The organism is Jannaschia halovivens (genome assembly GCF_046452375.1).
In the GTDB taxonomy this organism is placed as follows: domain Bacteria; phylum Pseudomonadota; class Alphaproteobacteria; order Rhodobacterales; family Rhodobacteraceae; genus Jannaschia; species Jannaschia halovivens.
The window spans coordinates 18165-33868 of the sequence record NZ_JBKFDJ010000003.1 but is presented as its reverse complement, the minus strand read 5'-3'; the positions used below and the strand labels follow the sequence as shown (position 1 = coordinate 33868).

Below are 15704 nucleotides of genomic sequence, written 5' to 3'. Positions count from 1 at the left end.
TCAATGAGTAGCGACAGCGATGCTGAACTTCGGTTTTCCCATAATGTAATCGAGCACCTTGGAATAAAGCTCTACAAGAACAAGACGGGGAATGTTCTCGCCGAGTTATTGGCGAATTGCTGGGATGCGGATGCAAAGAATGTAGAGATTACTTTAGACCAAAACGGTGGTCTTCTGGGCAACGGGTGTATCATAATCAGCGACGACGGTTGCGGCATGTCATACGCCAAGATCAAGGATCATTACCTCCACGTTGGAAAGCCCAAACGCCGCAGGCCAAGCGAAACCTCGGCAGGCGGACGAAAGCCAATGGGACGAAAGGGCCTTGGAAAGCTCGCGCCCTTTGGGATTGCGAGAGTAGTGGATGTTGCAACTATCTCAGATGGAGTTCTGAACTGGTTTACCTTGGACCTCGATGAAATCCTCAAAGCCGGAGAACAAGGGGCCTACCCACCCAAATTTCACGTCCGGGAAGCAGAACTAAGTTCTGGTATTGCCTGGGAAGACGACTACATCTCCAAGCGAGTGGCGGGCTTTGTGGAACTATGCCTCGATGACGCTGAAAAGACTGGTACGCTTGTTATCTTGTCATCGATTGATGCAAATCATCTTCCATCAAAAAGCGAAGTTGCATCGGAGCTCGGAAGTCGTTTCACAGTTGTCTTGTTGCGCGATGACTTTGTCGTTTCGATTGATGGTGACCGTTTAAGCGAAGCTGAAGCACTGCCGAAGTTTGAATTTCGGATTCCGGAGGGAAGCGGGCAGATCACCGAAAATGTGGGCGGCAAAGAGGTCAAATTCTGGGTGGGTTTTGTCGAAAAAGCGGAATGGTCTTCAGACCAGGCCGGAGTAGGCGTGTTCGCGCATAACAAAATCGCCCAGTCTCGGCCTTTCTTCTTCGGATCAAAAGGCAAGGAGGTCTTTCAGCGCTATCTGTACGCAGTAGTGGAAGCCGATTGGATCGATGAAGTTGAAAATGATTTGATCTCGACCGATAGGACGTCGGTGGACTGGAGTCATGCTGAACTGAGCGAATTCTATGCTTGGGGTCAAGCGAAGGTGGGTAGCTGGATATCTCAATACGAGAAGCACAGAAAGAGTAAGCAAGATCAGGAAGTTAGAAACCAAGCGGCCGTTCTGCGATCTAGTGGCAGCGTCAACACATATTCTCCCTCGGAGAATGAGCAAATTGTTGGTTTGGTTTCTGACGCCACGAGAGCCATTGGAAAAACAAAGTCAGCAGAGCAAACGCGTGAAGAATTGTTGATCGCCGTTTCTAAAGCTTGGATCAACCAACCAACTCGTCAATTTCTCGGAGATCTTTGGGCAAGCCTATTGGAAGCCGATGCTTCTCCTGATCAAATAGGCCGAGTTGTCGAGCAGCTTTCCTCTAATTCTGTACCGGAAAAGATGGGGCTAGCCCTCACATTTTCGCAGCGAGCATTCGCACTGACGGTTTTGCATGATCTCGTATACCAGCGGTCCGAAACGGACTTGCAGAAACTTGTTACTGAGTTTCCCTGGATACTGCAGCCTCGCGGTGACCTCCTGACGGCAGACCGACATCTTAAGACGACGATTGATGCAGCTGCTGCCGCAGCTGATGACGCGGGTCGCTACGATCCCGCGCAGCTTATTCAAGGGATGTCGGCGGAACAGCGAGCCGACTTCGTCTTTTTGACCTCACCGAACGACCAGACAATAAAGGTCGTTGAAATCAAGAAACCAGACCTACCACTTGGCGTGGAGCAAGAGAGACAGCTCGTCGCCTACTTGGATTTCATCCAAGCGCAGCGTGCTGAGGCACAGCTCTCGGGGATTTTGGTTGGTAACACGACAAACTTCAAAGCGAATGACAGGCGAATCCGAGCGATGACGTGGAGTGAAGTATTCCTAGAGTGCCGCGCGGCTTACGTGGACCTGCTTGCAAGCATGTTGGAGATTGCAGACATCGAAGGTGGCGATACACGTCTGAAGATCATTAAGGAGATCGGTGGTGATCGGACATGGGAGTTGCTCCGAAAGCTCTCTGAGACTGACGAAGCGCTCTCGGACCTATTTCGTCAGTTTGATGCTCACCTACCGAAAGCGGCAAGTTAATGACAGTTACGCGCTAGAGCGCGTATCCTGAAATGTGAATAATTCACCAGCGCACGACTTTGCTCAATACGGAATGCATGGCCTCCTGGAAAATGGATTGATTGATGCCTTTTGAATTAGACGAGCTTGAATGTAACATTTTCGGGGATTTCAAAGCTGGGGACAACGCCGGTTACAACTCTGAGCTTCTGAGTAATTTGGTGGAAGCGAACGAAGGCGGCAAGTTCAACAAGCCCATTCTTCTCCAAGCGGCCTCGTTGATTGAGGTCGCCGCCATTCAAATCTTCTACCGGGCTCAAAACTATAATCTTGAAGGCGTTCCGAACGTGTCGGAAGCAGATCGACAAGAGATCGAAGACAAGCAAATCGATAAATTTGCTGTGGTGATCGACAACTTGCGAAAATATCACATCTTAGATGGAATGGATGCGGACATTTATGACGAACTTCATAAGCTCCGAAAATATCGAAACAAAATCCACATCCAGTCGAACGTGAACATTCCGAACGTTCACCGAGATGAGGATCGTGTGTTCACAGATGCCAAGACACGATGGGCAATCGATCTGAACTGGCGAGTCCTATCGTATCTTGCGGAGCACTATTCTCGTCCAGTTCACATTCAAGGATTTGTTCAGCCACTCAGATTGCCCAAGTTAGCTTGATCTCGGCGAAAGGCGAAAGAGCCGCTATCAGACCGCAGGATGAAATAAGCCGAACGGCTAATTGGATGTTTGAACTTCAAGCGCTCTTCTTCCCCCAGCCTGCGAGGTCGAATCGTCGCCCAGTATGCTCTTGCGGCGAATGTCTAGAAAGCGGGTTGCGACCGCAGCATCTTGACGGCGGCTCGAAGGTCCGGATTGGGCCGCATCATACATCGCCGCTTGGCGATTGTTGTCAGGTTGCGACCAATGCAAGATCGTAGCTAGACCCGTTCTGATTGGAGTATCCAGTGCTACGCATTGCTCTCTTTGTCGCACTCTGCGCTATAGCGTTGGCGGTAATATTATTTCTGGGTCTGGAGCCTGAGTGGTCCATTGGCATCGGAGGTCTCGCTGTGGTCCTCCTCTCACAGCTGTTCGCGATACGTGGAGACACGCTCAATTCCAATTCGGTTGACGCAATCTACTACACTGCGGCTATCGCTGGGGCGGCGCTTTACTACGTCTCCGAGATACCTATTAGGGAAGTCACCGACAAGGAGAATGAGGTCAGCGCCGCCGAAAATTCACTCGAATCGGCGAGGGTGCTCGTAGACGATCTAGATACTCAGATCCTGCGTCTATCGGCAGGCCGAGAGATTGCGCTCAACGACAAGAAGCAATTCGAAGAGGAACTCGCAGACCCTCTCATGCGGAGTGTGCAAGAAGCGGAACGAGATCTCGCGCCTCAACTTGCGTCGGTAGCCTTCGTATCTCCCGAGGCTGAGCAAGTCCGAGCACGCGCATCGGTGTGCGAGTTGGAGATCGTCCCATCGGCGAATGCGCTCAAGTGGAGTTTGGTGGCCGAGCAACGACTTGCTGAAAATAGCCTTGGTGGGGAAACTCCCGGGACAGTGCCTTTGGTGGTCGACATGGTCCAAATTCAGATTGGCGCCTTGGATTCACAAATCGCCGCCTGCGAGACCGATATCACTCGTGCGCGACCAATCGCAGGCCGCGCTGCGTCCGTTGAGACCTATTCCGCGCTATCAAGGGTCTGGCAGACGCTGGGAAACACGGCGAATGAAGTGATCGATATTCCAGACTTCGCGGTCATCGATGGGGAAGCCCGTGGATATCATGAGACGTTGGCCCTGGTGCGTTCCTACGTCGGTCTAACCGGCAAGTTGCGACAAGCTGGATCTTTTGAGGCTGCGCTAGCGGACGAAGGTAATCGCGTTGCAGCGCTGCAAGTAAGCGCGAGTGCTGACCTGCTCGACGCCGAATCTACCCTCAAAAAGCGAAATGCGGAATTGGCAGAAATCGAAGCGAGGCCGATTAGGAACGCCATCCGAGCGGCGAGCAGTTTCGTTGCGAACTACTGGCCCTTTTGCCTTATCGTTCTATTGGGATTAAAGCTGGGCCGTGAACCTATGTTTTCGGTTGAAAGGCTGCTTTGCTCAAAGAAGTCACAGAGGAAATAAGCCGCTCGATAGGTGTTCTGCCCTTATTTGCAGAGGCGTCGACACGCGACTGTGGCGAGTCACTACTGTGTGCTTCGGCTTGATTTGCGACAAACGTGTTGCCGACAACTGCCTTAGCCGCCTTCTTTCACGCTGAGCCGACGAAGCTACTAACGCCCCTCGCTGTTCAGGATGTGAAGCGCGTCGATCACCGTTCGCCGAAATGCAGCAGGAAGCTGCTCTGTCAATGTCCCCTTATGGAAAGCTACACTGCAGAACCACATTCCCAACTCAATGGCGGATATCGGCCGTCGGCGCTTCCATACCTCGACGCAGTGATCGACAAGCGTGGATCTTTGGCTATGCAGGCCTTCGTGTGCTGGATTTGAGGATAGCAAACAGGCATGCTAAAGAGCAACAGCAATGCGTGGCGGCGGTTTGACAAGTTGAGTATGGAAAAACTGCAAAATTGGAAGCCATTGCTATTTCTGACACTTCTTGGTGGAGCTGCTGGGGCCATTGTCAGCATCTCAGATCTACGCAATCTGATTGCGGAAATTGTGTCGCCGAGGGGCGCTAGCTTTGCGGGAGAAGTGGTCTGCTCTACGCCCAGCCAAACCTGTCTACAAGCGAACTCAGATTTGGAAACCTTCTTAGTTGAGAATGTGGGAAAAACCGTTTCGGTCGATTTCCAGTATGAATTTTCAGCGGCGGGTTCTCACTACGCAAACTGTATGGTGGAGTTTGCAGAGTTCGACCTGGAGGACCTAGAGGATGGTGGATACCGAGCTTTTGTTCCAGTTTCCCCGTCTGATTGTGGCGAGGGCTTTTTCCTGGGGGCGCCAAGTGCAACGACCGTAACTACTGCAATGGCTTCGGTGGTTTTTCGCGTGAAGGGAGCGCACACGGTTCAGCTCTTTAATTTCGGCGGAACGCCTCTGTATAGGTTGCTCAAAGAGTAGCTTTGTAGGGCAGCCTCCAGGCCGCCATCCTCGTTCGCGGGGAGTTTGCCCGCGAGACATCCCCACATGAGCTTCCACGATGGGCATCTCTGGTTCACGCGAGTACTAACTCTCAGGTGCCAGACTACCCGCCAAGATCCGACCTTGTGGGTTTAGAGCGAGCGAACTGGCGCATCAGCCGCGACAACGAAAAGTCGAGGACGATGACCAGTTGAGTACTTCACCTATCCGTCGCAAGCGCAACCGACACCTTTCCGACAGGTGTAGCTCCGACTGATGCAGCTATCGCCACATGCCTTGCCTTTCCGACAAACCTTGCAGCAGGACGCTGAATAGAGGGCGTCCTGGTCTTGTAGATCGCGAATGCTAGACCAAAAGAGGTCAACAGTAGAAGGAGTGCTAAGCGAGGTGCCAGTTCTAGACTCTAGCGGAACTGCACTCTCGGCGTAGGCGGATAGGGGCAGTAGAAATGTCAGCCCGATGTATAAGAAGACGCTTTTCATCTGCACCAAAATTCCGGGCCGTCTGGCCAGTATCGGGCGAGCCTCTCACGGATCAGCGTCTCCCCGACGTCTTCGCCAGCTACCCTTATCGTTGCGAGGCGCCGCGTTCCTGTTCCATCGACGCCATATAACTCGATACTCCAGGGGTTATTGTTCAAGAGTTCTTGCAATCGATCCGTCGCAGCATTGGCTAGATCGATTTCGGTGAAGCCGCCGCAAATATTGGTTCGCGATTCGGGGGTATCGAAGCCTTGCAGTCTGATATTGACTCCGTTGAGCCAAAGGGTGTCCCCGTCAACGATGCACGTCTTGTCGCTCGTGTTCGGTTGGTGACTGCCGCAAATTTCAAGCCGCTCGATAGGCTGGACATTACGGTCCGTTGTATCTGCAATTGCCGTACCAATTGAGGTTATTAAGAAACCTACGGCGATTGGTGCGATATAGGCGAGAGACCGTGACACCAAATATCCCCGTTCCGACTTGTCTGATCAGTTCGCGAGCCACATGAGCACGAGTGTACCGACTTGCGGTGTCAGACTAGGAGGTTTTAGTCGTAGTAAACATGGCCTTCCTGGAGATTGCTGCGCGGTGTGTCGAAGCCGCAGCGCTTGGTCCGTTGCCCGCGCTTCGCTCAGAACAACGTGCTGATAACGCGGTAGCGATCATTTGCCTGCATCTCTATCGTCTTTCTGAGCTGCGACGTACTCTACAGCCGCGATACAGGATGCATCATGACCAAGCCTAGCGACGGACGGCCGCATTCGGGACGCAAGGAAGTCGCTGCCATTCGAAAGAAGTCAAACAGCCTACTGTTCTTGGTCTTCCTGCTTTCAGTCGCCGTGAACGCACTGATGCTCACAGGCCCGATTTACATGCTGCAGGTCTACGACCGCGTGCTCGGGTCTCGTTCGGAAGAGACGCTGATGGCGCTGTCGATCTTGGTGGCGTTCCTGTTCCTCATGATGGGCATACTCGACCACATCCGGGGGCGGATCACGGCGAGAGTCGGGGCGAGGTTCCAGTCGTTGCTGGATGGACGCGTGTTTCAGGCGCATCTCAGGCGCACAGCCGGCCGATCGGGCGGGGGTGGCAGCCGTGCACCGCTGCGTGACCTGGAGGCTGTGCAGCGCCTGATGTCGTCACCAGTATTCTTGGCCCTCTTCGATGTCCCTTGGACACCGCTTTTTCTGGCTGCGATCTTCGTTTTTCATCCTTGGTTGGGATTTCTGGCACTCACGGGCGGTGCTGTTCTGGTCGCAATAGCGATCCTCAACCAATGGCTTACTGCAGGTCCGATTGCAGACGCCTCCCGAGCTTCGGCGCATGCCGAACTGACAGCGCATCAACTGGCGGCAGATGCAGAGTTGGTGCAGTCTCTTGGTATGCAAAAGGCGGCTTTCGCGCGTTGGATTGAAGCGCGGCGCGTGTCTCTGGAGCAATCCATTTCGACGTCGGATCGGTCTGGTCTCTTTACAGTGACAACCAAGACGCTCCGTCTCTTCCTACAATCAGCCATCCTCGGGCTCGGCGCCTACCTCGTGTTGCAAAACGAGTTGACTGCTGGCGCCATGATCGCCGCCTCGATCTTGATGGGACGGGCCTTGGCGCCGGTCGAGATGGTAATCGGGCAATGGCAGGTAGTGCAGGCGGCTCGGAAAGGGCGGGCAGCCGTCATTTCCCTTCTTAGCCAGGTTCCCCCCGATACGCCCCATACACCGCTTCCCGCGCCCGAAGCGCGACTGCTCGCCGACGGGATCGTAGTCGTACCGCCTGGGGAGACACGGCCGACGCTCCGGGGCGTCTCATTCTCTGTCGCACCGGGCCAGGCGCTTGGCGTCATCGGCCCGTCAGGGGCGGGAAAAACCTCATTGGCCAAGGCGATCACTGGAGTTTGGCCCGTCGCCGCAGGTAAGCTGCGACTAGCGGGGGCGACACTCGATCAATACGACCCGGATATCCTTGGAAAGCACATCGGCTACCTTCCACAGACGGTGACCTTGTTCGACGGCACCATCGCGGAGAATATCGCTCGTTTGGATGCATCCGCCGATCCGGGCGATGTTGTAGCGGCGGCTCAGGCTGCTGCGGCGCATGAAATGATCCTTCAGCAGCCAGATGGCTATGATACGCATCTGACTGCAATCGGTGGCCGCCTCTCGGGTGGTCAGGTGCAGCGGATCGGATTGGCACGCGCGATGTTTGGTGCTCCCAAGATCCTCGTCCTTGATGAGCCCAATTCCAACCTGGACAACCTCGGCACCGCTGCCCTGAATGACGCCATCAAGGCAATCAAAGCGCGTGGAGGTGCGGTGATCATCGTCGCGCACCGGCCAGCCGCCATCCAGGAGTGCGATCTTCTCTTGAAGCTGCATGGCGGGATGGTCGAAGCCTTTGGACCGACCCGCGACGTTCTCACGAAGGTCGTCAAGAACCACGAGAGCATCGCGGTCGCGCCAGCTGCGGCAGGAGGGGTTTCGTGATGGACGTCCAAGTTTGGAACGCAAGACGGCAAGTCATCATCGGCCTTATCGCGCTTCTGGTGCTCTTCGGAGGCTTCGGATCTTGGGCGGCACTAGCCAACATTTCGGGCGCGATCATCTCGTCCGGGCGCGTTGCGGTCGAGAGCAACAGGCAGGTCGTGCAACATCCTGACGGCGGCGTCGTCCAAGAGCTTCTCGTCCGAGAAGGCGATCGTGTCGTCACCGATCAACCGTTGCTCCGTCTAAGCGCTGCCGGGCTGGCATCGGATCGGCAGATCATTGCTGATCAGCTTCGGGAGATGACGGCTCGCGCCGCCCGGCTCGAGGCCGAGCGCGACGAGACTGATCTGGCGTTTCCAGAAGAGGTTGAGCGACTGGGCCGGGTCGATGGTCAGATGGCCGAGATCCTTCAAGGGCAACGAAACCTCTTCGAGGCACGTCGTGAGGCGATGTCCGGCGAGATGGAGCAGCTAACGCGGCGCAAGGGACAGATTGGCAACCAGATCGATGGCATCGTATCCCAGCAAGGGGCGCTAAACCTCCAATTGGGTTTTCTGCGTGAGGAGCTGGAAGACCAGACAGAGCTTCTCGATCGGGGTCTCGCTCAAGCGCCGCGCGTGCTGGCGCTCCAGCGTGAAGAAGCGCGCCTTCTTGGCCAGGTCGGCGAATTTGTCTCGCGTGTTGCCGAGCTGGAAGGCGAGGCTACTCAGATGGATCTGGAGGGTCTGAAACTGCGCACCCGAGCACGGGAGCAAGCCATCAGCGATCTTCGCGATCTCCAGTTCCGACGTGTCGAAATGGTCGAGCAGCTACGAGCGCTCGAAGATCGACTGTCGCGTCTGGTCGTAACAGCACCGGTATCCGGGATCGTGCACGATATGCAGGTCTTTGCCGAGCGTTCCGTGATACGGCCTGCCGATCCGGTCCTCTACATCGTCCCGCAAGATCGCCCCCTTGTGATCCAAACCCGCGTGGAGCCGATCCATGTCGATCAGGTGTTTCCGGGTCAGCCGGTGACCCTTCGGCTCCCCGCTTTCGACGCACGCACGACCCCGGAGCTTTTTGGCACTGTCGTCCGCCTCTCGCCCGACGCGCTCCTCGATCAAGCAACAGGAGCCAGCTATTACCAAGCGGAGGTCCTGCCGGACGAGGGCGAGATCGTGAAACTCGGCGATCAAGTTCTGCTGCCAGGCATGCCGGTTGAAGCTTACTTGCGGACCGAGGACCGCACGCCCATCGGATATCTCGTGAAGCCGCTCGCGGACTATTTCAACAGGGCGTTCCGCGAAGGGTAGGCGCTCGGAAACTAGTTCGAAAGTTCGCAGCCACTGAGGAGGGCGCGTTGGTTCTCACGCGCCCTCAGTCTTTCAGCAACCTTAGAACACGAACTGATCTTGATCCGCGGCAGTCAGGATCATCCCTGTCAGTGTGATGGAAAGGTCGGTATCAGCCGCGCCGTCATTGTCTAGGTCGAACCGCAACACAGTCGAGCCGGCATTGGTATCGAAGATCAGATCTGACGTCGCCGACACGCCAGCCAGTGCGGTGAAATCGATCAGTTCAGATGTCGAGATGTTGAAGTCAGTGATCGTGTCGTGACCGAAACCATCTTCGAAGACGAAGAGATCATAGCCTCCTTCGCCTTCGAGGATATCGTCACCGGTACCGCCGTTGATCGTATCCCAACCTTTCCCACCGTTAAGGTCGTCATTGCCAGCATCACCCGAAAGGTTGTCGTAATTGTCTCCGCCGGCAATTGTATCGTCACCGGCACCGCCGCGAACGGTATCGCTTCCGTGACCTGCGTCGATCGAGTCATGTCCGTCATGTCCGTCAATAACATCGGAGCCGGATAGCCCGGAGATCGTGTCATTCCCCGCTGTTCCAGACAGTGTATCGACATCGACTGTTCCGACAATGTCTGAACCGGTCAGACCGTCTGGCGTGAATATGAACTGCGCTGCATCCGCTGGCGTGAGAGCCGTCCCGGTCAGCGTAATCGAGCTATGGGCATCTAGGTTCCCATCCGCATCCTGATCGAACCGTAGAACGGTATTCCCGCTAAGAAACTCAAAGTCGATATCACCTACATCATGAACGTTTGTCAGACCACGCAGATCGAGGTTCTCAGCATCTGCTAGATGAAAACCGGAGATGGTGTCCTGGCCAAACTCACCCGAGAAAATGAACTGCTCAAGGCCACCTTCTCCGATGAGAAGATCATTGCCGGTACCGCCATCGATCGTGTCCCAGCCAGTACCCCCGTAGATCGTATCGTCACCAGCTCCGCCGAGGATGCTGTCGTTTCCGTCTTCGCCGTAGATGGTGTCTTCGCCGGAGCCACCTGCGATCAGATCTCCTTGTCCGCCGGCAGCAATCCAGTCATGCCCGTCTCCGCCCGAGATCTCATCATCTCCCAACAGGCCAGAGATGGTGTCATTGCCCGCGGTGCCAGCAAGGATATCGATACCATCCGTTCCATCAATCACTAGACCTGCGGTACCACTGGCCGCAAACTTGAATTGACCGACATCCGAGGCGGTCAGAATGACGTTTGTCAGGGTAATCGAGCTATGGGTGTCCACGACACCGTCGTCGTCCTGATCGAACCTTAGAGTGGTCGATCCGCCTGACGACTCGAAGATAATGTCGGACGTCTCATGGATATTCGAAAGCCCCGTTAGGTCGAGATCTTCATCCTCCGACAGATGAAAGCCAGAAATCGTGTCATGACCGAACTCGCCAGAGAACAGGAACTGCTCCAAGCCGCCGTCACCGATGAGGAGGTCGTCACCGGCACCGCCTTCAAGCGTATCCCAACTGCTGCCTCCATGAAGCGTATCGTTACCAGCGCCGCCCGAGAGAAAGTCGTTATTATCTTGGCCCCAGAGAAGATCGTTTCCGTCGCCACCGTAGATGAGGTCGCCGCCAAGTCCGCCATAGACGGTGTCATGGCCAGACCCGCCATCGATCGTGTCGTAGCCGTCCCCTCCTGTAATCGAGTCGGCATGATCTCCACCGTCTATCGCGTCGTCACCGGCGGCTCCGTCTATCGTATCGGAGCCTAAACCACCAGCGAGGGTATCGTTCGCCGCAGTTCCAATTATGATATCGCGTTCTGCATCGAGTGCTACGCGATCGCCGATTTCGGCACCGCTATATGTCGCACCATCAGAGAACTCGATCTGGTCGAAGCTAAACGTTCCAGCGCTATCAAAGTGCTCATAGATTGTTACGATGTCACCCGAGCTTAGCGTCAGTGTCAGGTCATCGCCGGCCCGGCCGAACACCGCATCATCGGAGGTAAGATCCGTGAAGATCAGCTTGTCGCCAGAGCTGCGATAATCGGTGATGGTATACGATCCATCGCCGGCCGCGTGAAAGTAAGTCTCTCCTAGATAGCTTCCGATCACGCTGCCAGATGCTTTTTGATCGGCTACGGATCGGTTCGCAATGGCCGTCCCGGATAATACTGTGCCGTCCGAGAACTCGATCTGGTCGAAGCTAAACGTTCCAGCGCTATCAAAGTGCTCATAGATCGTTACGATGTCACCCGAGCTCAGCGTCAGTGTCAGGTCATCGCCGGCCCGGCCGAACACCGCATCATCGGAGGTAAGATCCGTGAAGATCAGCTTGTCGCCAGAGCTGCGATAATCGGTGATGGTATACGATCCATCGCCAGCCGCGTGATAGTAGGTCTCGGCCTGGGCGCTCCCGATGATCTGACCCGAGGCCCTTTGGTCTGCGACCGACTTGTTGGCGATATCCGACCAGCCGAGAACGGTTCCATCCGCGAACGACATCTCATCGACCGCGTAATCCCGACCGTAAAACTGGTTCTTGATCGTGATGACCTCTCCGTTTGCCCGCGTGACAAAGAGGTCGTCTCCCACTGTCTCGAACTGGACGTCATCGACGCTCTCGTCCGTGATCACCAACCTGTCCGTTGGCGTGGAGGTCTGATTGCCCTCGCTGATCGTGTCCGAGCCGTCGCCGGCAGAGTGGATGTAGATGTTCGCGCCTCTTCCACCCCACAAAATGTCGTTACCCTCGCTGCCGAAGATGATCGAGTCCGCGAAGCTTTCGCTCATATCCAAGGCGTCAATGGCATGTGTCCCATGAACCTGCTGGCCGTGGGTCAGGGATTGGAGGATCGTCGCGACCGCGATGGCCGAGGCGCTGCCGCGGCTTTGCGCCTCGCTTTCGACCCGCAGCGCATATGTATCGACGCCTTGGGCGGAGGCGCTCCCCATCGTGCTGAGCAGCAGGGCGGCATCGACATTCGACAGCGTCCCACCTTCGACGGACGCGAAGATGGCCGCGATGCCGTTGGCCTCTTGTCCCTCGCCAGAGGCGGCTGGCACGAGCAGATTGGCGGCCAGCCGGGCCTCGTAGGACGCGGCGTCTGTGGAATTCAGCAGCGCGTCAGAGACCGCGACTTGCGACAGGAACTCTCCGGCCATTGCCGAGATCAGACCCCCCATCCCCTCGTCGAGGTCCGCGGCCGCCCAATGCTCCGGATCCCCCGGCTCTCCGTTGCTCGGGTCGAATGGCTGATCGAAGACGACTTCCAGGAACTCCAAGTTGCGGGCATCGACATGATCCCCGCGAGAGCCGGGCGGCACCGATCCGACGCCGGCCCAGTCGTACACGAACTCATGGAACGCTCGCATGAACCCCTGGATGTCGCCGTTGCTCGCCTGCGCGACGAGATCGGTGGCCTGCTGCCGCAGCGCGTCGTCCGTTGACATCGCGACCCAGGTCGACGCCAGGGAACCGGCCCCGGCCAGAACCGGCAGCTTGAAGACGTCCGGGTGGTACTCGAAATCGTCCGGCAGCAACGCGACGGTCCGGATCGGGTCGGTCTCGAAGAACGCGTCACCGACGACGCCAATGCTGCCATCGTCCCAGATGAAGCTGCTCTCGTAGCGGATCTCGTTGCCCTCGACCCAATAGCTGGTCGTCGCGGCCTGCACGGAGATCGACGTGATGCCGATCTCGGCCAGCCCGCGCATCTCGACAGCCTGGCTGATCCCGTCGGCATTGAGGTCCTGCCAGATCACCAGATCGGCGAAGACCGCGTCGGCGGCGTCGATCACGCCGTCGTCGTTGGCATCGTGCTCGGCCAGGGCGAGGAAGCCGTGGGTGTGGCCTGTTTGGTCGCCGAAAAGCTCCGATCCGTCGTCAATCCGCCCATCGCCATCGAGGTCAAGTGCCAGCAGCCCGTCATCGGACGCCACCCAACCCGTGGCCTCGGCGAACCCATTGACATCCATGTCGAAGAACGCCGTCGCGCCCTCCACCGCAGTCAGCTCGATCCCGTCACCGTCGAGATCCAGGACGAGGGGGGAGACTGGGGGATCTTTAAGAAGGGATAGGAGCCAACTAAGAGCCGAGATGACCTCTGAGGACAACCTAATGTCGCCCTCAAAGGCATACGACATATCAGTTATATCCGAAAGATGAAGAGAAAAAACACCTGATATTGGATCGTAAATACCAAAAAAGTTGATATTTCCATCCTCATCAATCTCGAATCGTTCATAGCCGCCGATCACCTTGATGCTGCCGTCTGCTTCCCTTCCCAGGACAAGGCCAACACTGGGTATCGCGAAAATAATTGCGCCGTTCGATCCACCGATAAGCGAAAAATCTTCGACAACAGGTGGAATACCTGTATCAACTCTTGCATTCTCTGAATATACGAAATATTCGTTGAAGCTTATGCCTCCCGAAAGGAGGTTGGCATGAAGACTCTGCTGGATATTGTCGACATCTACATCATTGGCTGCTTCGGTATAGGCCCTGGCAGTAAGTCCGTTATCGTTTGTAACTATGGTGACGTTATCATCTGGATAATTGTCCGCAATGGACATGATGCTATCATCTCCGACGTCCTTGTAGGCTCCAGCAACGTAATCCGGCGTATCAACAATTTCTATTCTGCCCGAACTTAAGCCCTCCTCAATCCATCTAAACCGCTCCGCTGAGGCGGCGTGGCGAAAGCGACCATCGGTAGCTTCAGCATAGACCGTTGACGTAATAACAATCTGAGTGGAGGGAGAATATAGCCCATCAAGCGCATCAGTGCCGCTGGCAACGGCCTGATGGCTTAGAGCCGAAAGAACATCATTGTCTACAATTACAATCTCAGACATATGCATATTCCTCAAAAACAACGTCATGCTTGCTATGGAGGCGTCCTGCCTCGATCAATCTGTCGATAACCGACCCACTTATTGCCGCGCCATATTTTGCAAACAATCTTGCTGCGCTGTCGCCAGTGCGCTCTCCAAAGGAAGAAAGGATCTTACGTACACTCTCTTGCTCGAGACAGCCACTCATATTCGCCGTATGTTCAGCAACATTTACTAGGAATTCGCCGTTGTTCCAGCACGCCGATAACTCCTTTACAATCGCATCGTCAGTAGACGCAAAATTTAGGGCGGAGGAGATTGAAGCGGCGACCTCTGAGGGGGCGTTCGAAGCGAGGTCGCGGAGCCGATTTTGGTTCAAACTCCGACTTCCCAGCCAGACTGGTGAGTTTCGCGGAAATATGCCCACGAAAACCTTCTTTGAGGGGTCCCAATCGGACTCTCTTGGCAATTCGCGATATATTACCCGCTTCTTCCAGTCATTCTTTCGCATATTGACTTCTTGTAATTACCTTGAGTGTCGAAAATTCTTATAGAGCTCGGCCAATCTGCCTAAAGCGAGCCTAACCCGATGGCAAAGATTCGCAAGCCGCCTTTTTTACTAGACGGGCTTCGTTGCGCAGAGTACGCGTGGTGAAGCAGATTACCGATGGCGATCCCCCAGGGTCGGAACCAGCTTCGCTCGCTAAACTTCAGGTCAGGTAACCGGAAAGACGGCCGCCGCGTCCGCAGTCGTTACGTCATCGACGACTTAAGCCGGGAGCGCTTGGCTACGATAGTGGGCACCTTACTATCGGGCCACCGTGTCGCGTCGGTGCTAGGCCAAATCGCAAAGGGCAGGTGCCATCCCTCCAGGGCCGTCAGCGACGACGGGACCGAACTGATAGGCATTGCGATCGTCAGATGGCAGGAGGACGACCACGTCGAAGGTACTGCATTGCGCACCGGAAGCCTGTCGAGAACGGCTTTGCGGTGAGCTTTAGTGACCACTGAGGACAAAGGCTGTGCTGATGATCCTACGCACCAGATATAGCATCCAAGACAGGCTAAGAATCGATGTTGATCTGACTACCGTAGCCAGACGTAACAACGTCGTCGTGAAGCCGGAGAGATACTTGATAGTCGGGTGGCCGGATTTGCAACCCCGGCCACCCAGCTCCCTTTCAAGGGAGCGTCAGTTGGGCACTTCGCGCTGCGCAAGCCGTTTTTCAAGCCAGTCTAGCACTTCACCTTCCACCCAGCCCACGCGGTTCGGGCCTAGCTGTACCCGCTTGGGGAACTGGCCTGCCTTTTCCAGGCGTGCGATGTGCTGTGGCGAGTACAAAACCAGCTCCTTGACCTGGCGTTTTGAAAGTATCCTCATCACGATCTCTCCGTAGTAGGAGAGCATCGCGATGCTC

The 15704-nt window shown here is 55.7% G+C and carries 9 protein-coding genes; 6 read left to right on the top strand and 3 right to left on the bottom strand.

Annotation, left to right across the window (positions count from 1 at the left end):
- Positions 1-3: 3 nt before the first annotated feature.
- The 4 genes from ACK8OR_RS17790 (at position 4) to ACK8OR_RS17775 (ending at position 5166) form a co-directional block, all read left to right on the top strand.
- Positions 4-2100: an ATP-binding protein gene (locus ACK8OR_RS17790; protein WP_410190737.1), complete on the top strand. Its 2097-nt coding sequence runs from the start codon at positions 4-6 to the stop codon at positions 2098-2100.
- Positions 2101-2204: 104 nt separating this feature from the next.
- Positions 2205-2765, top strand: coding sequence for a hypothetical protein (locus ACK8OR_RS17785; protein ID WP_410190736.1), 561 nt, complete (start codon positions 2205-2207; stop codon positions 2763-2765).
- Positions 2766-3157: 392 nt separating this feature from the next.
- Complete coding sequence (locus ACK8OR_RS17780; RefSeq protein WP_410190735.1) at positions 3158-4225, top strand: hypothetical protein; 1068 nt, start codon at positions 3158-3160, stop codon at positions 4223-4225.
- Between the two features lie 383 nt (positions 4226-4608).
- Positions 4609-5166, top strand: coding sequence for a hypothetical protein (locus ACK8OR_RS17775; protein ID WP_410190734.1), 558 nt, complete (start codon positions 4609-4611; stop codon positions 5164-5166).
- Positions 5167-5665: 499 nt separating this feature from the next.
- On the opposite strand, the gene ACK8OR_RS17770 is transcribed toward ACK8OR_RS17775, so the two are convergent.
- Complete coding sequence (locus ACK8OR_RS17770; protein WP_410190733.1) at positions 5666-6130, bottom strand: thermonuclease family protein; 465 nt, start codon at positions 6128-6130, stop codon at positions 5666-5668.
- Positions 6131-6400: 270 nt separating this feature from the next.
- Here ACK8OR_RS17770 and ACK8OR_RS17765 point away from each other — a divergent pair, with 270 nt between their 5' ends.
- On the top strand, positions 6401-8149 hold the full coding sequence (locus ACK8OR_RS17765; protein WP_410190732.1) for a type I secretion system permease/ATPase: 1749 nt from the start codon (positions 6401-6403) through the stop codon (positions 8147-8149).
- On the top strand, positions 8149-9444 hold the full coding sequence (locus ACK8OR_RS17760) for an HlyD family type I secretion periplasmic adaptor subunit (protein ID WP_410190749.1): 1296 nt from the start codon (positions 8149-8151) through the stop codon (positions 9442-9444). Before ACK8OR_RS17765 ends, ACK8OR_RS17760 begins: the two co-directional genes overlap by 1 nt.
- A gap of 81 nt (positions 9445-9525) precedes the next feature.
- Here ACK8OR_RS17760 and ACK8OR_RS17755 read toward each other — a convergent pair whose 3' ends face one another.
- The gene (locus ACK8OR_RS17755; protein ID WP_410190731.1) at positions 9526-14307 is read right to left on the bottom strand and encodes a calcium-binding protein; all 4782 of its coding nucleotides are present in this window, start codon (positions 14305-14307) and stop codon (positions 9526-9528) included.
- Between the two features lie 1171 nt (positions 14308-15478).
- A complete protein-coding gene (locus ACK8OR_RS17750) occupies positions 15479-15694 on the bottom strand; it encodes a helix-turn-helix transcriptional regulator (protein ID WP_410190730.1) in 216 nt (71 codons plus the stop codon).
- Positions 15695-15704: the final 10 nt, after the last annotated feature.

Bases quoted from the DNA above. Each gene is read 5' to 3' on its own strand.
- ACK8OR_RS17775 (WP_410190734.1), top strand. From the start codon at position 4,609: ATGCTAAAGAGCAACAGCAATGCGTGGCGGCGGTTTGACAAGTTGAGT.
- ACK8OR_RS17765 (WP_410190732.1), top strand. From the start codon at position 6,401: ATGACCAAGCCTAGCGACGGACGGCCGCATTCGGGACGCAAGGAAGTC.
- ACK8OR_RS17750 (WP_410190730.1), bottom strand. From the start codon at position 15,694: ATGCTCTCCTACTACGGAGAGATCGTGATGAGGATACTTTCAAAACGC.
- ACK8OR_RS17790 (WP_410190737.1), top strand. From the start codon at position 4: ATGAGTAGCGACAGCGATGCTGAACTTCGGTTTTCCCATAATGTAATC.
- ACK8OR_RS17755 (WP_410190731.1), bottom strand. From the start codon at position 14,307: ATGTCTGAGATTGTAATTGTAGACAATGATGTTCTTTCGGCTCTAAGC.
- ACK8OR_RS17785 (WP_410190736.1), top strand. From the start codon at position 2,205: ATGCCTTTTGAATTAGACGAGCTTGAATGTAACATTTTCGGGGATTTC.
- ACK8OR_RS17760 (WP_410190749.1), top strand. From the start codon at position 8,149: ATGGACGTCCAAGTTTGGAACGCAAGACGGCAAGTCATCATCGGCCTT.